Genomic DNA, 24,091 nt, shown 5'->3' with positions numbered 1-24,091 from the left:
TTTCGCGGTAGTAGTGCACGACTTTCTACTACAAAACGTTTGGAGCACTCGGCCACTGGCCGACGGGGAACCTCATGACGCAAGCCAATAACGCCGTGTACACCGATCTGAGTGTTGATGATCTGGTTAAAGAAGCCCTGAATCGCGGTGAAGGCGAGCTTGCCGATACCGGCGCGCTGGTTGTTCGCACCGGTCACCGTACCGGCCGTTCGCCAGTCGATCGTTTCATCGTTGAAGAGCCGACCACCCAGGACGCCATCGCCTGGGGCCCGATCAACCGCAAGTTCCCGGCCGACAAGTTCGATGCCCTGTGGGCTCGCGTCGAGGCCTTCAACAACGCGCAAGAGCATTTCGTTTCCCACGTGCACGTAGGTGCTGCCGAAGAGCACTACCTGGCCGTGAAGATGACCACCCAGACTGCCTGGCAGAACCTGTTCGGTCGTTGCCTGTTCATCAACCCGGCCCAGTACAACCCGGCTGGTCGTGACGAGTGGCAAGTCCTCAACGTTGCCAACTTCGAATGCGTGCCAGAGCGTGACGGCACCAACTCCGACGGTTGCGTGATCCTCAACTTCGCCCAGAAGAAAGTGCTGATCGCCGGCATGCGCTACGCCGGTGAAATGAAGAAAGCCATGTTCTCGGTGCAGAACTTCCTGCTGCCGGCCGCCGACGTGCTGCCAATGCACTGCGCTGCCAACATCGGTGAAGCGGGCGACGTAACCCTGTTCTTCGGTCTGTCCGGTACCGGCAAGACCACCCTGTCCGCCGACGAAAGCCGTTACCTGATCGGTGACGACGAACACGGCTGGGGCGAGGGTGTGGTGTTCAACATCGAAGGCGGTTGCTATGCCAAGTGCATCGACCTGTCCGAGAAGAACGAACCCGTCATCTGGAAAGCCATCAAGCACGGCGCAGTCCTGGAAAACGTTGTGCTGGACGACGCCAAGAAGGCTGACTACGCCGACGGCAGCCTGACCCAGAACAGCCGCGCGGCCTACCCGCTGGAGCACGTCGAGAAGCGTTCCGAGAAAAACCTCGGTGGCGAGCCAAACGCTGTGATCTTCCTGACCTGCGACCTGACCGGCGTATTGCCGCCAGTGTCGATCCTCAGCGAAGAACAAGCGGCCTACCACTTCCTGTCCGGCTACACCGCACTGGTGGGCTCGACCGAAATGGGTTCCGGCAGCGGCATCAAGTCGACCTTCTCCACCTGCTTCGGCGCACCGTTCTTCCCGCGCCCGGCCGGCGAATACGCAGAACTGCTGATCAAACGCATCCGCGGCTTCGGCTCCAAGGTCTACCTGGTCAACACCGGCTGGACCGGCGGCGGCTACGGCGTCGGCAAACGCTTCAACATCCCGACCACCCGTGGCGTGATCGCAGCGATCCAGAGCGGCGCTCTGATCGGTGCCGAGACCGAGCACCTGGACACCATCAACCTCGACGTGCCACTGGCCGTACCGGGCGTTGAAACTGGCCTGTTGAACCCACGTAACACCTGGGCTGACAAGGCTGCTTACGATGAAGCTGCTAAAGCACTGGCTGGGTTGTTTGTTGAGAACTTCAAGAAGTTCGACGTGAGCGACGCGATCAAGGCTGCTGGGCCGAAGTTGTAAGGTCTGGATTTAGCGAATGAAAAAGCCGCCCTTTGAGGGCGGCTTTTTTGTGGGCGCCCAGCATGGGTGCAATCTTGTGGGTGAAGGTCCCCGTAGGCGACCGAGTGTGGGGAGGAAGCGTGAATCGAAGTCATGAGCCGTAGTTGGTGCGTTGAGGCTAATTACCTGCCAGCCGAAACGCTGGGGCCATGTTGTCTCTCTCTCGCTTCGAAAGCCCTAAAGCACTAGCCACGGTTGACCATTGGCTGACAGCTTCCCGGAAATTCTCGATAATTTCGTCTGCGTCTTTACGGCTGATACGGAAGTACTCTGCAACTTCGCGAGCGAGCTCAAGATCCAAGGCGTTGTCTGAATCGGTGATGTTGAGTTTCAATCCATCGGCATGGGGTACCGGGTTCATATCGTAGGCTTCAGACAGGCGCCATCCTCGACCAGGATCAAGGATAAAACCATGATTGCGCAGGTGGTCGTCGGTATTGGAAACCAAGATGTTGAACACGATACGAGACCACAACTCGCGAAGATCCGCGTTAGTTTCTGAGCCGTGCTTCATGAGTACTTCAGCCAACTCCAGATAGCTGGCACCTGCCGATGCATCGTCGCCGTCTACCCTATCTGTCATGGTCATGGCTGAGGCGAAGTGCAGTCGACCACCATTTTTTGTTCGGTCGAAGCGCTTAACCATGAAGCAGTGATGATCGCTCGCGAAGCGTTGCGCCACACCAGTCGCTACCCGCAGCCCGCAGCTATCCGCCAAGGCATTTGCCACCAGCTCCCAACCACCGACGTCATAGTCATCGCGAGTGCTTGGAAATTTAGCGATCCACAAATGACCAGCTTCGTCAGCGACGCTGGCCTTAGGTCTGGCTCCGCCCAATGAGCCGCCTGGTGCAATCAACATTCTCAGCCATTCGCGTCCATCGGGAGCGGTGTTGTCCTCATCGCTCTCCAGTGCGCGACTTGCCTGCTCCAAGGCGCGTAACTCGACGAAGGGTGGAGCAGCCAATCCATCGCGATCATCCAGAAAATTGCCTTGGTCATTGAGTTTGTAGCGGATCGCCCCGACCCGGTAGCGGTCATGAACCCCCAAAAGAAAGTCGGATTCGTACAGCTTGGTTCCGTCAGGTACCAAGCCCTCGCGGATATCTCGCTCCAGTCGACGTTTCATAAGCAACTGACCCCACCGATCAGGGCTTGAGTCAGCAAATAGGCCAAACCGGCTCTGATGTTGACCTGGGTACTGACGGCCTTCAAAAAGCCCGATACGAGGATCAAGAGAAATGAAATTTAACGCTGGATCGGCCAGTGCGGCAGAGTCGTACTCAAACTCAAATACGTTTGCGGAGCGAGTCTTTCTTACGTGCAAGAACCCAAGTCGTCTTGGACCGTTCAAGGTTTCCCAATCGGCATACACAGCGATTAATGTCATTTTTCACTTTCCGTAGGTTTGTTTTTTTTCTTGATCACCAAGCGAGATAACGAGTGGGTGCTGAAAGGGAAATCAGGAACGCGATTTGATTCGGGACCGGATTTTTCAATGAATTGGCCGCTCTTTTCATTAGCGGGGGGCGGCGTTCTGGTCGCAGCAATGCTTCGTGCGCTTCGGCGTTTATTGACTGTGAGTTTCGCTCCGGGGGTTAACTGAGCATCTTGCAGTTGGCGCCCTAACTCATCCACTGCGGCGAGCTTGCTCAAGTCCTTTTCCAGCCCCAGCACCTGCATGACCGACAAATACGCGCCCATGGTCACGCCTGCTCCGCCTGACTCCAGAGAGCGCAGTGTTGTCAGTGACATGCCAGCCCTTTCGGCGACTTGCTTGGCTGTCAGTTTTCGGCGCAGTCGAGCGAGTTTCAGTCGCTCGCCAAACTCAGAGAGCAGCTTGGATGCGGCGGGCAAAAGTGGCGCTGTTTTCTTAGCCATATGCCATTATTCCTTCACTTTTAAGCATAAACTGCCAGAATAATAGCACTTAATGGAAATGCTGCTTCACTGTCTCACGAGGTTACGGGATCAGCTTGTTATGTGCCGCCATTCCTTGTTTATGCAGCAGGACAGGATTTGATCGATCATCATTAACTGCCATTATTCCAGTCGTAATAAGCTTAAACAGCCAGAATAATGCCACTTGTGTTGCGATATGCGCGTTACAGGCCTTCCAATCCTTGTGTATCCCACCGTTGCAACTTGACCGCTTGGTAAAGCATGCCAATGGTCAGTGGGATTTTGTCGCCACGTCCTTTCGCCCTGCGTTTGAGGAACACATCAAACCCTTCCGGCTGAAAGTAGCGATAGGCGTCGTAGTCCACGAAGTCGATCCCAAACTGTTCTTCCAGCGCTTCCATCAAATGCCGCGCATCAGCGCTGTCGCAGCTCAGGTCGAAATTGATCGAGGTGCTGAGGCTGAGCGTTTTGCGTTCAGGCAGGCCAAGTTCTTCGTGTAGCAGCTGCATGAGCAAGTGCATGGCGTGGTCGTCGGGGAAGTTGGGAGAGAGGTTCATGGCGCATATTCCGTTGGGTGTGTACCGATTAAGCCTGACTTTGCGGCGCGTCGGTCGTCGATCAACGCTGCGAATTTGGCCTGAGTCAGACCGGTAGCTTTGCGGATTTCTTTGACTCGCAACGCGTCAACATGGAATTCGCGGGAAGGCTCACGCTCACCGCGCAGGATTTCGTTCATCTGTTGCACGCTTTCCATTAGCTCATCAAAAAACTTGCTCATGGTTGCCTCCAGTACTCGATGACGGCTTTCGATGTTCCACGCTCCAAGAGCCGAACGCGGAGCGTCCGTGGAGGCATTCCCACGCGGAGCGTGGGAACGATCTTCCCTCGGTGTCAGCTTGGTGCTTTCCAGCCCATCATGCGTTGCTGGGCGACTTTCAGTAGGTCGCAGCCATCCTGGGTCAGCAGGTAGAGCGCGTGGGTGATGTGGGGGATGTCTTCTACGTCGCCGTGTTTGAAGCAAACGCAGTGCAAGGTTTTGAGGAGATCGCTGGACGCTCGGATGCGCTGGAGGGCGGCTTCGAGGATGTCCTGGGGGTTGGCCTCTGTGTCGATGATCAGGGGCGGGGAATCGGTGAGGTTGGATTGGAGCGGGCGGTAACGATCGGTGAGCGGTTTCCATGAATTCATTGTGTTTATCCTCAAATGCATCAAATGAAGCCACCACCATCGTGACCAAGCGATGGGAGGTGGACTGTGTTCAGGTTGGTCAACCGGTGAGGATCACACGCATACCCGGCACGCCCGAAGGCGTCCCAAACACAGCCACCATAAAGCGTGCAGACACTTGAGGTGCCGGCAGCATACAGCGAACGCGTAAGTATGATCCATTCGGGTGACCAAGCCCGAGCCGCTGATTTGGCAGCGACAGTCACGACTATAGGTGTGAGTTGCGGGCAGCGATAGGCGACAAGGTGTCTTCGGTTGTAGGAACGGGATGAAGCTTTGATAGGCCGTTGCTGACGGACTTATCCCTTCCGCATTTTCTCTCGTTTAATTGCCATTACGCGTTTGACTTCTTCATTGGGAATGCAGGGACGAGGGTCGTCGAGGCTGGCTTGTACTTGTGCTCTGAACCATGTGCCGCAGGCCGCTTTATCGAGTGGTCGTTGAGCATCGGATGTTTCGTTTTTCATCAGGCATACCGCGTTATCGTTCATCGCGGGCAAGCCCGGCTCCCACAGGGATCTTCATGTGGGTCTGGATTTGTTTTCTGGCATCAATTGGTAGTGATTCTCGGCAGTCGCTGCCGGGCAACTTCAAGCAATTCGTGACCATCCTGGGTCAGCAGGTACAGCGCACTGACGATGTTTGGAATGTCTTTCACGTCAGCCTGTTTGAAGCACAGGCAATAGAGTGTTTCGAGCAGGTCGCTGGCGGCGCGGATGCGTTGCTGGGCGGCATCGAGAATCTCGTGAGGATTGGCTTGGGTGTCGATGACCAGCACGGGGGTTTCGCTGTAGCTGGTTTTGAGCGGGCGATAGCGGTTGGTTAACGGTTGGAACGTGTTCATCGAGGTCAGTCCTGTGGGAAATCGGGCAGGCTCGCCGGCGGGCCGACACAGTGTTTTCAGCCGAGTCGGAAACTATAGAGGGCGGCAGCGAGGCGTCGCAATAAGACGTAAATGGACGGGTTTTGTAGGGGGTTTACCGGCGCTATCGACCTTTGCCTACGCACGTACCGACTATTTTTTAAGCTTTTCCCCCGAGAGGTCGATATTCCTACGGGATTGTCAGGCGTGGCGCACTGAACCTCCGTAGGGTGCGCGCCAGATTTTGTAGGACGTTTCGAAACGTCTGAGTCAACTCTTAAAGGGAATTAGGTATGCAATGGCTACGTATGGCCTCGATTTTATTGTTGTGGGCTGGTGCTTGTCGGATGGCGGGCGCTGCTGACGTCGTTCATTCGCTGGTCCTCGCCAACATGGACCGCAACGGTTGGCCACAGGCGCTGACCACTCAGGCAGATGTCGACACCGCATCCCGCGCCGAGGTGTTGATGGTGGGCAAGGCGCTGCTGGCCAGCGAAGCGCTGGACGAACAGGGTCTGAAACAGCGGCTGGGTGTGCCGGCTGTGAAGCTCAAATCGGTCAGGCAAGTGCGTGAGGGGTTGTGGGATCGGTTGCTGGTCACCTACCACAACGCCAGCCAGAACTGTGACGGCGAACCTTTCTGCCCCCGTGTGCGAAGTGTCGCGGATTTGCGTCAGTTGGCGGCGGCGTTCACGGGCGAAATCAACCCGGCTTATGCAGTTTGGGCGAGCAAGAGCCGGGTGTTTCATGAGCAGGCGCTGGATGAGCAGTTGCGGGTGGCGGTGTTGGTGCCGTAGCCACCCGACGTCAGTCAATCGATGACTAAGTCTGTGAGGCGCCGCCCAGAGTTGTGGGCGTAGCGAGGAGCGGAGGTTCGTCAGGGAGCTTCATGCACCCGCTCAGCAGCAGAGATGCAAAGACAAGGACAATGGGTAAAAACTGAGTGTATGGCATGGTTGTTCCTTCATAAGAATCCGCGTGCGGGCGTCCTGCCTTGATGAAAACTTCGCGGATGATGGTTTTTCTCGGGGTGAACCTTACCGGCTGACAGGGGCTGATGTCAGGGGGCAAAGTGCCTCGTTTGTTTCAATCCGTGGCGAAGGAATCAATGGGGTGACGCTGTATCATCCAGTATCGTTTTTACCCCCGACCTTTTCTCGACCCGCTGCGTTCGCCAGCTAGGCTTTGGGCTTCGCAGCGGTCAACGGAGTGACAGCTTATGCACAACACCCTGGAACAGGTTTTCGGTTACCCACAGTTTCGACCCGGCCAGGAGGCGGCGGTCAGTGCTGTGTTGGCCGGCCGCTCGGCGGCGGCGATTTTCCCGACCGGTTCGGGCAAGTCCCTTTGCTATCAACTGCCGGCCTTGTTGCTGCCGCACCTGACGTTGGTGGTCTCGCCTTTGCTGGCGTTGATGCAGGATCAGTTAGCGTTCTTGCAGCGCCACGGCATTGCGGCGGGCAGTATCGATTCGGCCCAGAGCCGCGATGACGCCAGCGATGTGATGGCCCGGGCAAAGTCCGGCGAGCTGAAGATTCTGATGATTTCCGTGGAGCGACTGAAGAACGAGCGCTTCCGCCATTTTTTGCAGCAGGTGCCGATCTCGCTGCTGGTGGTGGACGAGGCCCACTGCATCTCTGAATGGGGCCATAACTTTCGCCCCGATTACCTCAAGCTGCCGGACTACCAACGCCAGTTCAACATTCCTCAGGCCCTGCTGCTGACCGCCACCGCGACACCCAAGGTGATCGCCGACATGCAGGCTAAATTCGCCATCGCCCCTGAGGATGTGGTGACGACCGGTTTCTACCGGCCCAACCTCAATCTGTTGGTGGAACCGGTACGCGGCCAGGACAAGCGACGACGCCTTGTCGAGTGGATGAGCCAGCGTCCCGGCCAGCCGAGTATCGTCTACGTCACCCTGCAGAAAACCGCTGAGCACATTGCCGAGCATCTGACCCGCAGCGGCATTCAGGCGGAGGCCTATCACGCCGGTTTGCCGCACGAACAGCGCGAAGCAATCCAGCGGCGGTTCATGGGTGGGCAATCCAATTGCATCGTCGCCACCATTGCCTTCGGCATGGGCATCGATAAAAGCGATATCCGCAACGTGGTGCATTTCGACCTGCCTAAATCCATCGAAAACTACAGCCAGGAAATCGGTCGCGCCGGGCGTGACGGTCAGCCGTCCGATTGCCTGGTGCTGGCCAACCGCGACAGCCTCAACGTGCTGGAAAACTTCGTCTACGGCGACACGCCGGAACGGGACGGCATTCGTTGCGTGCTCGACGAGTTGCAAGCCACTGCGCCCGAGGGGCAATGGGAATTTCTGCTGGGGCCTTTGGCCGATCAGAGCAACATTCGCCAGTTACCGCTCAAGACTTTGCTGGTGCAGCTGGAACTGCGCGCAATGATCGCCCCGCGTTATGCCTATTACGCCGAGTACCGATTCAAGTATTTGCAGGAACCCGAAGCATTGCTTGCCCGATTTGAAGGTGAGCGAAAGGACTTCGTCTCGGCGATCATCCAGACCTCCAGCCGCGCACGGACCTGGGCCACGGTGAATTTCGATGCGCTGTATGAGCAGTATTCCGCCGAGCGCAGTCGGGTGGTCAAGGCGCTGGATTACTTCCAGGAGAAGGGCTGGGTCGAGGTTGAAAGCAAGCAGATGACCGAGGTCTACAGCCTGCTGCAAGCGGACTTTGATTCCCAAACCCTGAGCGCTGAATTGCACGCCTACTTCACCCAACACGAGCGCACCGAGATCGCTCGGATTCACGCCATGCTCGATCTGTTCGCTACTGACCACTGCCTGGGCTATCGCCTGGCGGAGTACTTCGGCGACGAAAACGCACCGAAGCAGTGCGGGCATTGTTCCGTGTGTCACGGTCACGTGGCGCGATTGCCGGCACCGCCAGAATTGCCAGCGCTTGTGGATAAAAATTTCGAGGCGCTGTGTGGTGATTTTATCCACAAGCACGAGCAGCACACGGGGAGTGCTCCATCGGCAGAGCGCATCACGCGGTTTCTGTGTGGGATCAGCGTGCCGCTGTTTACCAAGCTCAAGGCGCGCTCGATTCCGGGGTTTGCGGCGTTGGAGGATTATCCGTATGGCGACGTGCGCGACTGGTCCCAGTCGCACCTGCCAAGCTGAAGCACCGTCAATGTGGGAGCGGGCTTGCTCGCGAAGGGGCCATCACATTCAACATTGATGTTGCCTGACACACCGCTTTCGCGAGCAAGCCCGCTCCCACAGGGATATCGGTGCTTTTGAAAGCTTATCCATCCCCTGAATGTCGCTCATCACAGGAATAAACTTCAAAAAAGCCCGACGCCTGACTATGGTGAGGACTGTCTTTGGATCGCTAACAAGAGAACAACCATGAGCCAGACACCGTTCGATATTCAGCGCGCCGCCGTGATCGGTGCGGGCACCATGGGCCGTGGCATTGTCATGTGCCTGGCCAACGCCGGGGTGCCGGTGCAATGGGTCGATAACAATCCGCAGATGCTTGAGCAAGCGCTGACCAGCGTAGCTGAGACTTACGCCCACAACGTGCGTCAGGGACGGATCGATCAGGCAGAGGCGGATGCGCGCATTGCACGGGTGACGGCGGCGGCTGATTACGCAGCGATCCGCGATGTCGATCTGGTCATCGAAGCGGTCTACGAAAACCTCGAGTTGAAACAGAAAATCTTCCGCGAACTCGACGGCCTGCTCAAACCTGAAGCGATTCTGGCCAGCAATACCTCAGCGCTGGACATTGACGCCATCGCCGCTGCCACTCGCCGTCCGCAACAGGTCCTGGGCCTGCATTTCTTCAGCCCTGCGCACATCATGAAATTGCTGGAGATTGTGCGCGGCGCCCAGACGGAGCCGGCGGTGCTTGATGCGGCGCTGGAACTGGGCAAGCGCATGGGCAAGGTCAGCGTGGTGTCGGGCAACTGCCATGGCTTCATTGGCAACCGCATGCTGCATCCCTACGTACTAGAAGCACGCAAGATGCTGCTGGAGGGCGCTTTGCCTTATCAGGTGGATGCGGCGCTGCAAGGTTTTGGTTTCGCCATGGGGCCGTTCCGCATGTACGACGTGGTCGGCATCGATCTGGAATGGCGTGCTCGGGAGCTGGCAGGCAAGGGCCAGGATGCGCCGGAGGTTCAAGTGGACAACCGCTTGTGCGAGCTCGGGCGTTTCGGTCAGAAGAGTGGCGACGGGTATTACCACTACGAACCGGGCAGTCGCCAGGCTGAGCACGATCTGCAAGTCGATGCGCTGGTACTGGAAGTCAGCGAAGGGTTGGGGTTCCAGCGTCGTGAGATCGGCCCTGAAGAGGTTCTGGAGCGTTGTTTGCTGGCGCTGGTCAACGAAGGGGCGAAGATTCTTCAGGAAGGTATCGCGGCATCGGCGCATGACATCGACCTGGTCTATCTCAACGGTTATGGCTTCCCGGCGGACAAGGGCGGGCCGATGGCCTGGGCGGATCAGCAAGGGTTGGAAGATATTCATCTGCGGTTGTTGCAGCTTGAGACCAAGCAGGGCGATCACTGGGCGCCGGCGCGGTTGATTGGTGAGCTGGCGGCAGAGGGGCGAGGGTTCGCTGACATGTGATTTTATGTGGCGTTTGTGAAGGCCCCTTCGCGAGCAAGCCCGCTCCCACACTGGATCTCAGCCGTACACAAAACCTGTGTCCAATAAAGATTGAATGTGGGAGCGGGCTTGCTCGCGAAGAACGATAACGCGGTTTTCGCTTTAGACTCGCTATTCAATTCCAGGAATCGACGCTGATGTCCAACCCGATGCCCCAACGCACCGATTACTCGCACTTGCAGCCCATCACCACTCGCTGGCACGACAATGATGCCTACGGTCACGTCAACAATGTCACCTACTACAGTTTTTTCGATACGGCGGTAAACACCTACCTGATCGAAGTCGGTGGCCTGGATATCCATGACGGCGAGGTGGTGGGGTTTGTGGTGAGTTCGGCCTGCGACTACTTTGCCTCTATCGCTTTCCCGGACCGGATCGAAATCGGCCTGCGGGTCGGCAAGTTGGGCAACAGCTCGGTGCAGTACGAATTGGCGGTGTTCAAGGCAGGTGAAGATGATGCCTGTGCGGCGGGGCGCTTCGTGCATGTGTTTGTGGATCGGACCACGAATCAACCGGTGGCAATTCCTGTCGGATTGCGCGGGGCGTTGGAGCGACTGGCGATCTGAGAGGCAAAAAAAATCGCAGCCCGAGGGCTGCGATTTTTTGATCTACCGGTAAACGAGGCGATTCAAGCCTCAGTCGCGATAGCGATGTTTATGCTTGCGATGGCCATAGGCATGACCACGACCTGGATGGCCGCGACGGTAGTAACCACGATCGTCATCATCATAACCACGACGATAGGAACGACGATCATCGTCGTCGCTCTTGTTGCCCATGTAGTTACCCAGCGCGCCACCGGCGCCGCCACCTGCTGCGGAACCGATCAGGCTGCCGGTGGTGCCGCCCATGCTGCGGCCGACCACGTTACCGCCTGCTGCGCCCAGCGCACCGCCAATGGCGGCTTCGCCACGGCTGCGTTTGTCTGCGCCGACTGCGCTACCACCCGCGCCGCCCAAGGCCGCGCCAATGGTTGAACCTGTACTGCCGCCTAGCGATTGACCGACGACCGAGCCAAGAACCCCGCCCAATGCGCCGCCCACACCTGCTTCGGTGGTGCCGCCAGCAGAAGCGAAGCCACTGACCAGGCCAAGGGACAACAAGAGAATCGAGGAGAACTTCATAGAGGAACCTCAAGGGGATGACGGCGCGATCCTGAGGCTGTGTCATGGTTGTGACAATAGAAATCCGACGAGTAACACGACTTGAGCACAATTCTATAAGTTACTGTTTTTTGGGCGGAACTTAAGTGTTTTTCGCCGGTCTTTAACTACTTCGCAAAGGCCGTTTTGATACAGAAACGGCCTTTTTTGTGGGCGATTGGAAAGTGCGGCTCGAAAAAATTCGTTGAATGTTCTACCGCCATCGCGAGCAGACTCGCTCCCACAGTGGAGTTTCGGTCGAACACAAATGCTGTGTCCACCGAAGACCGCGATGGAGCCAGATCAGACACCGCAGAACCTACCGCTGCATCCCCCACCGCTTCACCGTCACCCGCTCCAACGTATCAAACACCAGGTTTTCCACCAGCAACCCAATCAGGATCACCACCGCTAACCCGGCAAACACCTTGTCGGTATACAGCTCATTACGATTCTGAAAGATGTACCACCCCAGACCACCCTTGCCGCTGGTAGCGCCAAACACCAGTTCGGCGGCGATCAGCGTACGCCAGGCGAAGGCCCAGCCGATTTTCAGCCCGGCAAGAATCGACGGCAACGCGGCCGGAATCAGGATGAACAGCACGAAACGGATACCCTTGAGGCCGTAATTGCGCCCGGCCATGCGCAAGGTTTCCGAGACACCGAGAAACCCGGCATAGGTATTCAAGGCCAACGCCCAGAGCACCGAATGCACCAGTACAAAAATCAGGCTGTTCTGCCCCAGGCCAAACCACAGCAGCGCCAGCGGCAACAGGGCAATCGCGGGCAACGGGTTGAACATCGAGGTCAGCGTACTCAGCAGATCGCGACCGAACCGGGTCGACACCGCCAGCGTCGTCAGGACAAACGCCAGAACGATGCCGATCAGATAACCCTTGAGCAAAACCACCAGCGAAATCCACACCTTGCCCAGCAGTTCGCCGCTGAGCAGGCCATCCTGCAGCGCGCTGGCGGTTTGCAAAAAGCTCGGCAGCAGCAGGTCGTTGTTCTGATAACGGGCAACGGCTTCCCAAAGCACCGCGAGCAAAATCAGGATCAGGCTTTTGCGTAGCCAGCCTTGCTGCCAGAGACGCTGGCCGAGCGGTAATTCACGCTCCAGCGGTACGCTGGTCAGCGGCTGCAAAACAGTTTCGTACTCTTTACGCGCAGATGATGAATGGCTCATCGGGCAATCCTCCAATGGCTCAATAAGCGATGCGAATGTCGGCGAAATCCAGCTCACGCTCGGTTTCCGGCGACTGACCTTCGTCGAACAACAGCCGATGAATCCGCCGCGCCGATTCCTGGAACGCCACGCCCCCCAAGCTGTGCAAGTCGTATTGATGGCTGTGGACTTCCGCCCGCACCCGCCCCGGATGAGGCGACAGCAGCAAAATCCGGTTGCCCACCACCAACGCCTCTTCGATGGAGTGAGTGACGAACAGCAACGTGAAACGCACCTCCTCCCAGAGCAGCAACAACTCTTCCTGCATCTTGCGTCGGGTCAGCGCGTCGAGGGCGGCGAAGGGCTCGTCCATCAACAGGATCTTCGGCTGCATCGCCAAGGCGCGAGCAATGGCCACGCGAGCTTTCATGCCGCCAGACAAGGTATGCGGATAGGCATCGGCAAACGCCGCCAGACCGACTTTGTCCAGATAATGCAGCGCCCGCTCCTCAGCCTCTTTGCGCTTGAGGGTTTTGGACGCGAGCAGCGCAAACATCACGTTCTGTTTGACGGTCTTCCACGGTGGCAGTTGATCGAACTCCTGGAACACCACGATCCGGTCTGGCCCTGGCGCATCGACCCGCTGGCCTTGCAGGCGAATCTCACCCTCACAGGGCGGGATGAACCCGGCAACGGCTTTGAGCAACGTCGACTTGCCGCAGCCCGAAGGACCGAGCAGCACAAAGCGGTCCGCCGGATCGATCTCGAAACTGACCTGATGGGTCGCTCGAACCACCCGCGCAGGCGTGCGGTATTCCAGGCTGACCTGGTCGACCGACAGCAGCGCTTGAGCTGCCGCGATCGGCTTGCTGGCCGTGTGGCCTTGCAAAGGGGCGTTCATGTCGGTCAGCTCCCTTGCAGCGGTTTGGTGTCCTGGAAGAAGTAATCCTTCCACGAATCCGGTTTGTTTTTGATCGCACCGACGCGGAAGAGGAACTCGGCCAGCGGGTAGGTGTTTTTCGGCGTGATACTGAATTCGAACTGCGGGTTGTCGATGATTTTCAGCAACGCCGCGCGGTCGATTTTGGCCTTGGTGACGCGGATGTAAGTGTCGGCCGCCGCACCTTTATCGTTCTGCGCAAACTCGGCCGCTTCGGTCAGTGCGGCGATGAAGGCTTTGTAGGTTTTCGGGTTTTCGTTGCGGAATTTCTCGGTGGCGAACAGCACAGTCGGCGAGTTCGGACCAAGCAAGTCATAGGTATTGAGCACCACATGCACGTTGGGGTTTTGCAGCGCCTGATCCTGGAATGGCGGGTTGGAGAAGTGCCCGCTCAACTCGGTGCCGCCGGCGATCAGTGCCGCGGTGGCATCCGGGTGCGGAACGGCGATGGTGTACTTGTCGAGACGATTGAACTCCTTGTCGCCCCATTGCTTGGCCGCCGCGTATTGCAGGAAGCGCGACTGCACCGAGACCCCGACCGCCGGCACCGCAATGCGGTCCTTTTCGGTGAAGTCGGCGATGGTTTTGACCTTGGGATTATTGCTCACCAGGTAGTAAGGGAAGTTGCCCAGGGAGGCCACGGCTTTGACGTTTTGCTTGCCGTGGGTGCGGTCCCAAATGGTCAGCAGCGGGCCGACGCCGGCTCCGGCAATGTCGATGGAACCGGAAAGCAACGCATCATTGACCGCTGAGCCGCCGGAGAGCTGGGTCCAGTCGACCTTGATGTCGATGCCTTCCTGCTTGCCGTACTTCTCGATCAGGTTCTGATCGCGCACCACGTTGAGCAGCAGATAAACGATGCCGAACTGTTCGGCGATACGGATTTCACCTTCGGCGTGAGCGACGGTCGGCGCCACCAGGCTGCCGGCGAGCAGGCTGAAACCCAGGCCAATGGCCGCAGCCAAGGGTGCAAATGGAAGACGTTTGGACATGGGAGTTCTCCGAAATCAGAAAGGCGCGTCGCCCTGGATGGTGGTGCGATACAACTTGCGGCGCAGATGGCTGGGGCATCCGGCGGCGAGGTGAATCAGCGAACGGTTGTCCCAGAACACCAGGTCGTGGGCCTGCCATTGATGGCGGTAAATGTTTTGCGCCAGCACGCTGTGGGCGTAGAGCTCGTCGAGCAATTGTTTGCTCTCGTCTTCCGGCAAACCGACGATGCGGGTGGTGAAGCCCTCGCTGACGAACAACGCTTTGCGACCGTTTTCCGGGTGGGTGCGGACGATGGGGTGAACCACTTCGGCGACCTGAGCGAGTTGCTCCGGCGTCAGGGTCGGGCGCCAGTTACCCTCGAATTTGCTCTCGCTGTAGCGCGCCGTGTAGGAGTGCGCGGCCGAACGACCTTTGACGGCTTTGCGCAGCGCCTCGGGCAGGTTGTCCCAGGCTTTGTGCATGTCGGCGAACAGCGTGTCGCCACCTTCGGACGGCAGCTCTTGGGCATGCAGCATCGAGCCCAGGCTTGGTAGCTCTTTATAGGAAAGGTCCGAGTGCCAGAACTTGCCGGCATCCCCGAGGCCGATGGATTGGCCGTTCTCGATGATGTTCGAAACGATGAGAATTTCCGGATGCCCGGCCAGCAGGAATTGCTTGAGTACATGGATCTGCAACACACCGAAACGGCGGCTGAAGGCGATCTGCTGTTCGGGAGTAATGCGCTGGTCGCGGAACACCACCACGTGATGATCCAGGTGCGCACGATGGACGCGGGCAAAATCCCGGTTGTTGATCGGGCGGGACAGGTCCAGGCCGATGATTTCAGCACCGACGGCGCCGCTGAACGGGCGGATTTCGAAGGATTGCGACGCGAACGCGGCGACGCCGGTTGAGGCAGGCTTTGGAGAAAAAGAGACGGCTGACATAAAAATCACTCCCACGCACAGCGCGCTCAAGGGCGCGCATCGATCAGAAACTCACGGAGGTCCCGTGTTGGTTCGTGTCGTGCGGCGCGCCGATTGGTCGGCAGGTACGCAGGGGAGTGACTTTATAGGTATAAGAATTGAAATTTAAATACCGTTAGTGAATAACGATATGGCAGAACAGGCGATGAGTAACCTGTGGCGAGGGAGCTTGCTCCCGCTGGACTGCGTAGCAGTCCCTTTTTTTGGAGGGCCGCTTCGCGCCCCAGCGGGAGCAAGCTCCCTCGCCACAGGTTTAGCGTCCTACCGCTCGTGCAACGCCTCGGCGCGCGCCCGAATAATCGGCTTGAGCAAATAACTGAGCACGGTCTTCTTGCCGGTAATGATATCCACCGATGCCACCATCCCGGGGATGATCAACAACGGCTTCTCATCCGTCCCGAGGTGGCTGCGCTCTGTGCGCAATTTGATGATGTAGTACGTGGTCTTCTTGTCTTCGTCGGTGATGGTGTCGGCACCGATCTGCTCCAGCTTGGCTTTCAGGCCGCCGTAGATGGTGTAGTCGTAGGCCGTGAACTTCACCGTGGCGTCCTGCCCCGGATGCAGGAACGCGATGTCTTGCGGACGAATTTTGGCTTCTACCAGCAAGGTGTCATCCAGTGGCACGATCTCCACCAGATCGCTGCCCGGCTGGATCACGCCGCCGATGGTGTTCACCAGCAACTTGTTGACGATACCGCGCACCGGCGATGTCACCAGCGTCCGGCTAACCCGGTCTTCCAGGGCCTTGCCAGTGGCTTGGGCCTTGTTCAGATCGGTGCGCGCTTCGTTAAGTTGGGTCAGGGCTTCGCTGCGGAATTTGCCGCGAGTCTCGTCGATCTTGCGCTGCACTTCCTTGATCGCCGATTCGGCCCGAGGAATCGCCAGCGTAGTGGCGTCCAGTTGGCCGCGGGTTTCGACCTCGGCACGCTTGAGTCGCAAAACCTCCACCGGCGACACTGCGCCCTGAGCCACCAACGGCTCGGACATGTTGATTTCCTGACGTTGCAGCGACAACGCGTTGCGATACTGAGACTGTTTGGAGGTGAACTCGCGCAGCTCTTGCTGACGCTGGATCAACTGCTCTTTCAAGCCACCGATTTCATCGTACAGTTGCTGACGACGGCTGATATACAGCGACTCTTCACTGGCAGCCTGAGTAGGAACAGCCTTGAGCACGTCGGCGGGGAAGTTCAGCGGACGGTCATCGACCTCGGCGCTCAAGCGCTCCACACGCAGCAGCATCGACAGCCGATCGGCTTCGGTTTCACCGACATTGGAGGCAAACCGTGTGTCGTCGAGACGAATCAGCGGCGCGCCAGCCTCGACGATCTGCCCTTCGGTGACGAACAACTCGGAGACAATACCGCCCTCAAGGTTCTGGATTTTCTGGATCTTCGACGACGGAATCGCCTTGCCGTCGCCCTTGGTGACTTCATCGATCACCGCGAAGTTGGCCCAAAGCATCAAGAATACGAAGAAGCCGATGATCGCCCAGATCGTCAACCGCACCACGCGCGGGGCGTCTTCGATCAGCGCTTTGTTGACCTCGGGAAGGGGCTGGCCTTGCAGCGATGCGGAGCCTTTGAAGTAACGGCGGATGGAATCCTTGACCCCGGACTTAAGCAACACTGATCTGCCCCTTCTTCAACGCTTCCATCACGGCGGCTTTCGGGCCATCGGCGAGTATCTGCCCACGGTCGATCACCAACAGACGATCCACCAGCGACAACAGCGAAGCCCGGTGCGTCACCAGCACCACGGTCTTGTTCTCAACCACCGCAGCGAGGCGTTGCTTGAGGCGTTCTTCACCGGTGTTGTCCATGGCGCTGGTCGGTTCGTCCAGCAACAGGATCGGCGGGTTGAGCAGCAGCGCTCGGGCCAGGGCGACGTTCTGACGCTGACCACCGGACAGGTTCTGCCCACGCTCACCGACTTGCAGCTCATAACCTTGCGGGTGCAGACGGGCGAATTCGTGGACGCCGGCCAGTTCCGCGGCTTGCAGCACCAATTCGTCTTCGACATAGCGCGCGCCCGACACCAAATTGTCGCGCAGGGTACCGGCAAGCAACTGGATGTCCTGGGGCACGTAGCCGATGTTGTGGCGCAATTCGCTGACGTCGATCTGACGGATATCCACACCATCCACCAGTAGCGCGCCGTCGTCCGGCTGATAGAGGCCCACCAGCAGTTTGGCCAGGGAGCTTTTGCCCGAGCCGCTGCGACCGATGATGCCGATCTTCTCGCCGGGCTTGATGATCAGGTTGATGTTCTTCAGCGCGGGGTTCTGCTGATCCGGGTAAGTGAAGCTCAGCTGACGGCATTCAATGGCGCCTTGCAGCACCTTGCGGCTCAGTGGGCGCTCGTCGAAATTGCGCTCCTGGGGCAGCTCCATCATCTGATCGACCGAGGTCATGGTCACACGGGCTTGCTGGTAGCGGGTCAGCAGGCCGGACAACGAAGCCAATGGACTGAGGGCACGACCGCTGAGCATGTAGCACGCGATCAAGCCGCCCATGCTCAGGTGGCCGTCGATGATCTGGTACACGCCGAAGACGATCATGATCACCCCGGCCAGTTGCTGAATCAGCAAGGTGATGTTCATCGCCAGACCGGACAGCATTTTCACCCGCAGCTCGAGGCGGCTGAGGGTGCCGATGGTTTGTTCCCACTGATACTGGCGTTCGCTTTCGGCGTTATTGACCTTCACCGCATCGAGGCCGGCGAGGGTTTCGATCAGGCTCGACTGACGCTCGGCGCCCAGGGCCATGGTTCGTTCCATGGTCGCCACCAGCGGCTTCTGCAAGGCATAACCGATCAGCAAGGCAATCGGGAACGCCAGCACCGGAATCCACACCAGATGCCCGCCCAGAATCGCGATGACCATGAAGATCAGCAGCGTAAACGGCAGGTCGATCAGGCTGGTGAGGGTCAGCGATGCGAGAAAGTCCCGCAGGCTCTGAAACTCATGGATGTTCTGGGCGAAGCTGCCGACACGGGCCGGGCGGTATTTCATGGCCATACCGACGATGCGCTCGAACAGCGTCGCGGAGATGATCAGGTCGGTTTTCTTGCCGGCCAGGTCCAGGCACAGGCTGCGCAGGCTCTTGAGGATCAGGTCGAACAGATAAGCGCCCGTGATGCCGATGGCCAGTACCCACAGGGTCGACTCGGCCTGGTTTGGCACCACGCGATCATAGACATTCATCACGAACAGCGGCGCGGCCATGGCAATGATGTTGATCAGAAAACTGGCGGCGATGGCGTCGGCGTACAGCCAGCGCGAACGCTTGAGGGTGTCGCGAAACCACGAACGCGCGCGCGGGATCAGCGTGCCGTGGTTAACGTCGAATTTATGTTGGGGTTGGGCGAAGAAGACTTTGCCGCTGTAATCGTCGGCGAGCAGTTCACGGCTGACACAGACCTCACCACCATCGCTTTCGCTAAGCAGCAGGCGGGCCTGGTCTTCACCGTGCCAGCCGAGCAGCACCGCGCTGCGACCTTCCTTGAGCAGCAACAGCGCCGGCATGGCAATCGCCGGAATTTGCTCCAGCTTGCGTTGCAGTACCCGCCCTTGCAGCCCGGCGCGAGCGGCCGCGCGGGGCAGCAGTTCGACGCTCAGGCGTTGTTTGGGTAACGGCAGGCCGGTGGTCAGCATCGCGGCGCTGGCCGGTTTCTGGTGCAAAGTGCAAAGGGCTAGCAGGCCGTCCAGTAACGGATCGTCATGCAGCGCGCGCGGATCATGAATGAGTTGAACTCGACTGACTTCTGATTCCACGCTCGACACTCTTGGCTAACGATTAAAATGAGGCAGGACTCAATTCATCCCGGGCAACTGAACCTTGGGCTTCACGTCGTTTTGCACAACGGATGCCAACGGTGCGACTACGCCCTGACTTTTGAGCAATTCGCCCATGGTCGCCTTGATTCGGTACTGAGTAAATAACTGAATGTTCTTGATCTCGGCCAGCCGACGGGAAGCGCTGAACAGCTCGTTTTCACTGTCGAGCAGGTCGAGCAAAGTGCGTTCTCCGAGGCTGAACTGCTTCTGATAAGCACTGCGTACACTGGCGCTGCGATCGACATACTGCTGGGCGATCGGCACTTGGGCATTGGCGTTGTTCAAGGCATTCCAGGCCAGGCCCAGTTCTTCATTCAGCACGCGCAGGGCATTGTTGCGAATATCCAGCGCCTGGTTCGACAGGTAGGACTTGGATTCCAGATCAGCCTTGTTGCTGCCACCGGCGAACAAATTGAAGCGCATGCGCAGCATGGCCTGCCATTCGTTGCTGTGACCATTCTGACCATCGAGATCGTTGTCGGCGCTGCGACCCAGTTCGGCATCGAAGCGCGGATAGAAGCTCGACTTGGCGGCTTCGTACTGCTTCTCGGCGGCGGCGATATCGGATTCAGCGGAGCGCAGGATCGGGCTGTTTTCCAGCATCTGCGCCCGGGCTTCATTCAGGTTGGCCGGCAACAGCGCCATGAAATCGGCAGGCCGCTCCAGTTGATCGGGCATCTGGCCGACGGCGCTGAGGAAGTTGGTTTCGGCATCAGCCAGGTTGGTCTGTTCAGTGATCAGGTTGTTGCGGGCCTGGGCCATGCGCGCGTCAGCCTGATCCAGGTCAGCTCCGCTGCCGACGCCGCGCTGGGTGCGCAACTTGATCTGGTCAAGAATCCGTTCGTGGTTCTTCAGGTTGTCTTCGGCCAGGCGCACGAATTCGCGGCGGGTCAATACATCGAGATAGACCTGAGCGACGGTCAGCCCGGTACGTTCCGACGTGCCCAGCAAGGAATAAGCGCGGGAATTAACGGTGGCTTGTTGACGCCCCACTTCGCTGGACGTCGCAAAACCGTCAAACACCATCTGCGACAGACGTAAACTTGACTCGCTACGGTTCAACGTTTCCCAGTGGTTATTGTTGCCAGCGGCGCGGGTGGTGACGCTGTCGGTGCCTTCACGACCATAACCGCCCAGCAGATCGACCCTCGGCAGGTATCCCCCTTTGGCGGCCTTTAACTGATAATCCGCGGCCAATCGGCTGTTAACCCCTGCCTGAATTTCCGGATGAACATCCAGCGCCTGCTGCATGGCCTGCGGGAGGCTTTGCGCCTGAACAAAGCTGGCGGCAAGGGCGAAGGGTAGAACCTTGAACAGGTGCAAACGCATAGTTGGAATTTCCCGGGACTTCTTGTCTTGAATCACTGCAGTACGTGGCGCTGCATCGGATGATGGCAACCGGAATGACCGTATGTCGGAAAGTTCAAAATCGGAACTGGATCACACGCTGCAGGACAGGTCGCCGCTTAAATATCAATGTGACATTACTAGGACGATTGTTTAGGATGGCTCCCCTAAGGTCAATAGTTTGGCATAAAGTTAATTTCGAAAAAATATAGCCAAGTTATTGACGCTTACCGCGTCAAAGTTATGCATCAAACATCTTAGAAAGTACGTCCAGCCCCGATCGGCGAACACGCCGAGCGGTTCATGGAGGTCAACTGAACGTGACACCCGGAGAGTCTTCAATGAGCAGTGTTGTTGCCATCGTCAAAAGCATTGTTGGTCAGGTTTTCGCGGTGTCGCCAGAAGGCGTCCGCCGCGTACTCGTTGAAGGCGACCGGTTGTTGGTCGGCGATCAGGTAGACACCGGTGCCGCCGGCGCCATTACGCTCGAACTGGCTGATGGCCGGACCCTGGACCTGGGCCGCGACACTCAGTGGAGCGGCAGCGATCCGGATTCCAGCACCGACCTTGTGCAAGCCACTGCACAAGCCGCGCCATCGGTTGACGAATTGCAACAAGCCATCGCTGCAGGCGTCGACCCGACCACCGCTCTTGAAGCCACCGCGGCCGGCCCTACGGCTGCGAGCGGGGGCGGCTCTACCGGTGGTGGCCACAGCTTTGTGGCCCTGGAGGCAACCGCTGCCCGGGTCGACCCGACTATCGGCTTCCCGACAGAGGGTCTCGCCACTGCCGCGTTGGCAACACAAGACACCACCGGCGGCCAGACTGCCGACACCAGCGCCAATGCCCTGCGCGAATCGACCCTGAGCCTGAGCGCCACGCCGACCATCACCGAGGCCGGTGGCGTGCTGGTTTACACCGCGACCCTGACCCAGGCGCCGCTGACCGACCTGACCATTACCCTGTCCAACGGCTCGGTGATCGTGATTGCAGCCGGCCAAACCACCGGCACCGTCAACGTTCCGCTGGCACCGAACGACACGGTTTATAACGACTCGACCCAGATCAATGTGACCGTCACCGGCACCACGGGCGGCAGCGGTATCGTGATCACCCCGCCGACCGTTCCGGCCGTGACCCAGGTCACCGACACCGTCGACACCACCACCGTCACACTGTCAGCGGGCTCGACCGTCACTGAAGGTGGCCAGATCACCTACACCGCGACATTGACCAACCCGGCGCAAACGCCGGTCACCGTCACCTTGTCCAACGGTTCGACCATCACCATCGCCGCTGGCAACACCACCGGCAGCGTCAACGTTCCGACGCCGGCCAACGACGTCTACAACAATGGCAGTACCGTCAGCACCACGATTACCGGCGCGACTGGCGGCAACTTCGAAAATCTGGTGCCGAATCCAACCCCGGCCGTCACCACCATTACCGATTCCGCCGACACCACCACCGTCACGCTGACGGCGGGTTCGACTGTCACCGAAGGCGGTCAGATCACCTACACCGCGACCCTGACCAACCCGGCGCAGACACCAGTCACCGTCACCCTGTCCAACGGTTCGACCATCACCATCGATGCCGGCCAGACCACCGGCAGCGTGAACGTTCCGACGCCGGCCAATGACGTCTACAACAATGGCAGCACCGTCAGTACCACGATTACCGGGACTACCGGCGGCAACTTCGAGAGTCTGGTGCCGAACCCGACTCCGGCTGTCACCACCATTACCGATTCGGTCGACGACACTGGCCTGACCCTGTCCGCCACCGGCAGTGTCACTGAAGGTGGCCAGATCACCTACACCGCGACCCTGACCAACCCGGCGCAGACACCGGTCACCGTGACCCTGTCCAACGGTTCGACCATCACCATCGAAGCCGGTAAAACCACCGGCTCCGTGAACGTCGAAACCCCGGCCAATGACGTCTACAACAACGGCAGCACTGTCAGCACCACGATCACGGGCGCTACCGGCGGCAACTTCGAGAACCTGGTACCGAGCACCACGCCTGCCGTCACCACCATCACCGACTCGATCGACAATACCGGCCTGAGCCTCAGCGCCACCGGCACCGTCGTCGAAGGCGGCCAGATCACCTACACCGCCACCCTGACCAACCCGGCCGGGACGCCGATGACCGTGACCTTGAGCAACGGCTCGGTCATTACCATCGAAGCGGGCAAGACCACCGGCAGCGTGACCGTCGATACGCCGGCCAACGACGTCTACAACAACGGCAGCACCGTCAGCACTACGATCACCGGCACCACCGGCGGCAATTTCGAGCAACTGACCCCGAGCAGCGAGCCGGCGCTCACCACCATTACCGATTCGAAAGATGACACCGGCCTGAGCCTGTCTGCGTCCACCGAAGTGGCCGAAGGTGGTCAGATTCTGTACACCGCGACCCTGACCAATCCGGCCGGCACGCCGGTCACTGTGACCTTGAGCAACGGCGCGGTGATCACCATCGCCGCCGGCGCGACTACCGGCAGCGTGAGCGTCGATGCGCCTGCCGATGATGTTTATAAAGATGCCGGCAAGGTCGAAGTCACCATCGCGGACACCGCCGGTGGCAACTTTGAGAACCTGGTGACGGACCCGGCGGCAGCGGTCACCGAGGTGACTGACACTCTCGACACTTCGACGGTTAATCTGACGGCGACGTCTACTGTCGCTGAAGGCGGGACCGTGGTTTACACCGCGTCCGTCAACGCACCGGTCACCGGTTCGCCAGTGGTTGTCACCCTGTCCAACGGCCAGACCATCACCATCCCGGTCGGCTCAAGCAGCGGTTCTGTCAACTTCACCGCGCCGAACGATGCGCTGGCTGGCGGCGGCTCGTTGAGCGTGAAGATCGACGATGCCAAGGGCGGCAACTACGAGAAACTGGAGGTCGACGGCAAGTCAGCGGACACCTCGATCACTGACACCGCTGACATGACCAACCTGTCGCTGACTGCCAGCGGTTCGGTGGATGAAGGCGGCCAGATCACCTACACGGCAACCCTGACCAATGCGGCCGGTACACCAGTGACCGTGACCCTGTCGAACGGCGCCGTGATCACCATCGAAGCGGGCAAAACCACCGGTTCCGTGACTGTCGATGCGCCGAAGGACGACGTCTACAAAGACACCGGCACCGTCGAAGCAACCATCAAAGACGCGACCGGCGGCAATTTCGAGAATTTGGTTGCCAGCAATACACCGGCGGCGACCACCGTCAACGACACCATCGACACCAGCACCGTTTCGCTGAGTGCCACTTCGAGTATCGCTGAAGGCGGGACCGTGGTTTACACCGCGTCCGTCAGCGCACCGGTCACCGGTTCGCCGGTGGTTGTGACCCTGTCGAACGGCCAGACCATCACCATCCCGGTCGGC

At 58.9% G+C, this 24,091-nt stretch carries 20 protein-coding genes and 1 pseudogene; 6 read left to right on the top strand and 15 right to left on the bottom strand.

Annotated features, from left to right (window positions below; genetic code table 11):
• Positions 1-74 precede the first annotated feature (74 nt).
• Positions 75-1,616 (top strand): phosphoenolpyruvate carboxykinase, encoded by a 1,542-nt coding sequence (locus ACQKPC_RS08950; protein WP_427624170.1) that lies wholly within the window; start codon positions 75-77, stop codon positions 1,614-1,616.
• Positions 1,617-1,773: 157 nt separating this feature from the next.
• On the opposite strand, the gene ACQKPC_RS08945 is transcribed toward ACQKPC_RS08950, so the two are convergent.
• The 7 genes and pseudogenes from ACQKPC_RS08945 to ACQKPC_RS08915 all read right to left on the bottom strand — a co-directional run bounded on the left by ACQKPC_RS08945 (position 1,774) and on the right by ACQKPC_RS08915 (position 5,628).
• Positions 1,774-3,045, bottom strand: coding sequence for a type II toxin-antitoxin system HipA family toxin (locus ACQKPC_RS08945; RefSeq protein ID WP_427624168.1), 1,272 nt, complete (start codon positions 3,043-3,045; stop codon positions 1,774-1,776).
• Positions 3,042-3,536, bottom strand: a complete 495-nt coding sequence (locus ACQKPC_RS08940) for a helix-turn-helix domain-containing protein (protein ID WP_427624167.1) — start codon at positions 3,534-3,536, stop codon at positions 3,042-3,044. The genes ACQKPC_RS08945 and ACQKPC_RS08940 overlap by 4 nt, the downstream gene beginning before the upstream one ends.
• A 224-nt stretch (positions 3,537-3,760) precedes the next feature.
• A complete protein-coding gene (locus tag ACQKPC_RS08935; protein WP_427624166.1) occupies positions 3,761-4,114 on the bottom strand; it encodes a DUF1493 family protein in 354 nt (117 codons plus the stop codon).
• A 56-nt stretch (positions 4,115-4,170) separates the two neighbouring features.
• Positions 4,171-4,335 (bottom strand): annotated as a pseudogene (locus tag ACQKPC_RS08930) (transcriptional regulator); the annotation flags it as partial.
• A gap of 113 nt (positions 4,336-4,448) precedes the next feature.
• The gene (locus ACQKPC_RS08925) at positions 4,449-4,745 is read right to left on the bottom strand and encodes a hypothetical protein (protein ID WP_427624165.1); all 297 of its coding nucleotides are present in this window, start codon (positions 4,743-4,745) and stop codon (positions 4,449-4,451) included.
• Between the two features lie 338 nt (positions 4,746-5,083).
• Positions 5,084-5,251, bottom strand: a complete 168-nt coding sequence (locus ACQKPC_RS08920; protein WP_427624243.1) for a hypothetical protein — start codon at positions 5,249-5,251, stop codon at positions 5,084-5,086.
• Between the two features lie 83 nt (positions 5,252-5,334).
• Positions 5,335-5,628 carry a hypothetical protein gene (locus ACQKPC_RS08915; protein WP_008076544.1) on the bottom strand — a complete coding sequence of 98 codons (294 nt, stop codon included), beginning with the start codon at positions 5,626-5,628 and terminating at the stop codon, positions 5,335-5,337.
• 311 nt (positions 5,629-5,939) lie between these two features.
• Here ACQKPC_RS08915 and ACQKPC_RS08910 point away from each other — a divergent pair, with 311 nt between their 5' ends.
• The 4 genes from ACQKPC_RS08910 (at position 5,940) to ACQKPC_RS08895 (ending at position 10,863) form a co-directional block, all read left to right on the top strand.
• A complete protein-coding gene (locus ACQKPC_RS08910) occupies positions 5,940-6,443 on the top strand; it encodes a polysaccharide deacetylase (RefSeq protein ID WP_427624164.1) in 504 nt (167 codons plus the stop codon).
• Positions 6,444-6,865: 422 nt separating this feature from the next.
• A complete protein-coding gene (locus ACQKPC_RS08905) occupies positions 6,866-8,800 on the top strand; it encodes a RecQ family ATP-dependent DNA helicase (protein ID WP_427624163.1) in 1,935 nt (644 codons plus the stop codon).
• A 228-nt stretch (positions 8,801-9,028) separates the two neighbouring features.
• Positions 9,029-10,255 (top strand): 3-hydroxyacyl-CoA dehydrogenase NAD-binding domain-containing protein, encoded by a 1,227-nt coding sequence (locus tag ACQKPC_RS08900; RefSeq protein WP_427624162.1) that lies wholly within the window; start codon positions 9,029-9,031, stop codon positions 10,253-10,255.
• Between the two features lie 176 nt (positions 10,256-10,431).
• Positions 10,432-10,863, top strand: a complete 432-nt coding sequence (locus ACQKPC_RS08895) for an acyl-CoA thioesterase (RefSeq protein WP_427624160.1) — start codon at positions 10,432-10,434, stop codon at positions 10,861-10,863.
• Between the two features lie 69 nt (positions 10,864-10,932).
• On the opposite strand, the gene ACQKPC_RS08890 is transcribed toward ACQKPC_RS08895, so the two are convergent.
• From ACQKPC_RS08890 to ACQKPC_RS08855, 8 genes are all read right to left on the bottom strand, one after another.
• Complete coding sequence (locus ACQKPC_RS08890; RefSeq protein WP_427624159.1) at positions 10,933-11,421, bottom strand: glycine zipper domain-containing protein; 489 nt, start codon at positions 11,419-11,421, stop codon at positions 10,933-10,935.
• Between the two features lie 337 nt (positions 11,422-11,758).
• A complete protein-coding gene (locus tag ACQKPC_RS08885; RefSeq protein WP_063341959.1) occupies positions 11,759-12,625 on the bottom strand; it encodes an ABC transporter permease in 867 nt (288 codons plus the stop codon).
• Positions 12,626-12,644: 19 nt separating this feature from the next.
• Positions 12,645-13,505, bottom strand: a complete 861-nt coding sequence (locus ACQKPC_RS08880; protein ID WP_427624158.1) for an ABC transporter ATP-binding protein — start codon at positions 13,503-13,505, stop codon at positions 12,645-12,647.
• Between the two features lie 5 nt (positions 13,506-13,510).
• Complete coding sequence (locus ACQKPC_RS08875) at positions 13,511-14,536, bottom strand: ABC transporter substrate-binding protein (RefSeq protein ID WP_427624157.1); 1,026 nt, start codon at positions 14,534-14,536, stop codon at positions 13,511-13,513.
• 15 nt (positions 14,537-14,551) lie between these two features.
• Positions 14,552-15,463 (bottom strand): TauD/TfdA dioxygenase family protein, encoded by a 912-nt coding sequence (locus tag ACQKPC_RS08870; RefSeq protein WP_427624156.1) that lies wholly within the window; start codon positions 15,461-15,463, stop codon positions 14,552-14,554.
• 300 nt (positions 15,464-15,763) lie between these two features.
• Entirely contained in the window at positions 15,764-17,131 is a 1,368-nt protein-coding gene (locus tag ACQKPC_RS08865; RefSeq protein ID WP_063341962.1) for an HlyD family type I secretion periplasmic adaptor subunit, read from the bottom strand.
• Positions 17,121-19,277: a type I secretion system permease/ATPase gene (locus tag ACQKPC_RS08860; protein WP_050682105.1), complete on the bottom strand. Its 2,157-nt coding sequence runs from the start codon at positions 19,275-19,277 to the stop codon at positions 17,121-17,123. The genes ACQKPC_RS08865 and ACQKPC_RS08860 overlap by 11 nt, the downstream gene beginning before the upstream one ends.
• Before the next feature lie 39 nt (positions 19,278-19,316).
• On the bottom strand, positions 19,317-20,669 hold the full coding sequence (locus ACQKPC_RS08855; RefSeq protein ID WP_038978391.1) for a TolC family outer membrane protein: 1,353 nt from the start codon (positions 20,667-20,669) through the stop codon (positions 19,317-19,319).
• 359 nt (positions 20,670-21,028) lie between these two features.
• Here ACQKPC_RS08855 and ACQKPC_RS08850 point away from each other — a divergent pair.
• A partial coding sequence (locus ACQKPC_RS08850; RefSeq protein WP_427624154.1) for a retention module-containing protein occupies positions 21,029-24,091 on the top strand: 3,063 nt, incomplete at its 3' end.

The sequence above is a fragment of the Pseudomonas sp. NPDC089918 genome, from assembly GCF_050280605.1.
Taxonomy (GTDB): domain Bacteria; phylum Pseudomonadota; class Gammaproteobacteria; order Pseudomonadales; family Pseudomonadaceae; genus Aquipseudomonas.
This window is presented reverse-complemented; position numbering and strand designations above follow the sequence as displayed.

Excerpts from the sequence above, each read along its gene's own strand:
- ACQKPC_RS08885 (WP_063341959.1), bottom strand. The coding sequence starts at position 12,625 with ATGAGCCATTCATCATCTGCGCGTAAAGAGTACGAAACTGTTTTGCAG.
- ACQKPC_RS08875 (WP_427624157.1), bottom strand. The coding sequence starts at position 14,536 with ATGTCCAAACGTCTTCCATTTGCACCCTTGGCTGCGGCCATTGGCCTG.
- ACQKPC_RS08890 (WP_427624159.1), bottom strand. The coding sequence starts at position 11,421 with ATGAAGTTCTCCTCGATTCTCTTGTTGTCCCTTGGCCTGGTCAGTGGC.
- ACQKPC_RS08935 (WP_427624166.1), bottom strand. The coding sequence starts at position 4,114 with ATGAACCTCTCTCCCAACTTCCCCGACGACCACGCCATGCACTTGCTC.
- ACQKPC_RS08940 (WP_427624167.1), bottom strand. The coding sequence starts at position 3,536 with ATGGCTAAGAAAACAGCGCCACTTTTGCCCGCCGCATCCAAGCTGCTC.
- ACQKPC_RS08870 (WP_427624156.1), bottom strand. The coding sequence starts at position 15,463 with ATGTCAGCCGTCTCTTTTTCTCCAAAGCCTGCCTCAACCGGCGTCGCC.
- ACQKPC_RS08910 (WP_427624164.1), top strand. The coding sequence starts at position 5,940 with ATGCAATGGCTACGTATGGCCTCGATTTTATTGTTGTGGGCTGGTGCT.
- ACQKPC_RS08925 (WP_427624165.1), bottom strand. The coding sequence starts at position 4,745 with ATGAATTCATGGAAACCGCTCACCGATCGTTACCGCCCGCTCCAATCC.
- ACQKPC_RS08880 (WP_427624158.1), bottom strand. The coding sequence starts at position 13,505 with ATGAACGCCCCTTTGCAAGGCCACACGGCCAGCAAGCCGATCGCGGCA.
- ACQKPC_RS08920 (WP_427624243.1), bottom strand. The coding sequence starts at position 5,251 with ATGAAAAACGAAACATCCGATGCTCAACGACCACTCGATAAAGCGGCC.
- ACQKPC_RS08855 (WP_038978391.1), bottom strand. The coding sequence starts at position 20,669 with ATGCGTTTGCACCTGTTCAAGGTTCTACCCTTCGCCCTTGCCGCCAGC.
- ACQKPC_RS08950 (WP_427624170.1), top strand. The coding sequence starts at position 75 with ATGACGCAAGCCAATAACGCCGTGTACACCGATCTGAGTGTTGATGAT.
- ACQKPC_RS08895 (WP_427624160.1), top strand. The coding sequence starts at position 10,432 with ATGTCCAACCCGATGCCCCAACGCACCGATTACTCGCACTTGCAGCCC.
- ACQKPC_RS08900 (WP_427624162.1), top strand. The coding sequence starts at position 9,029 with ATGAGCCAGACACCGTTCGATATTCAGCGCGCCGCCGTGATCGGTGCG.
- ACQKPC_RS08945 (WP_427624168.1), bottom strand. The coding sequence starts at position 3,045 with ATGACATTAATCGCTGTGTATGCCGATTGGGAAACCTTGAACGGTCCA.
- ACQKPC_RS08905 (WP_427624163.1), top strand. The coding sequence starts at position 6,866 with ATGCACAACACCCTGGAACAGGTTTTCGGTTACCCACAGTTTCGACCC.
- ACQKPC_RS08915 (WP_008076544.1), bottom strand. The coding sequence starts at position 5,628 with ATGAACACGTTCCAACCGTTAACCAACCGCTATCGCCCGCTCAAAACC.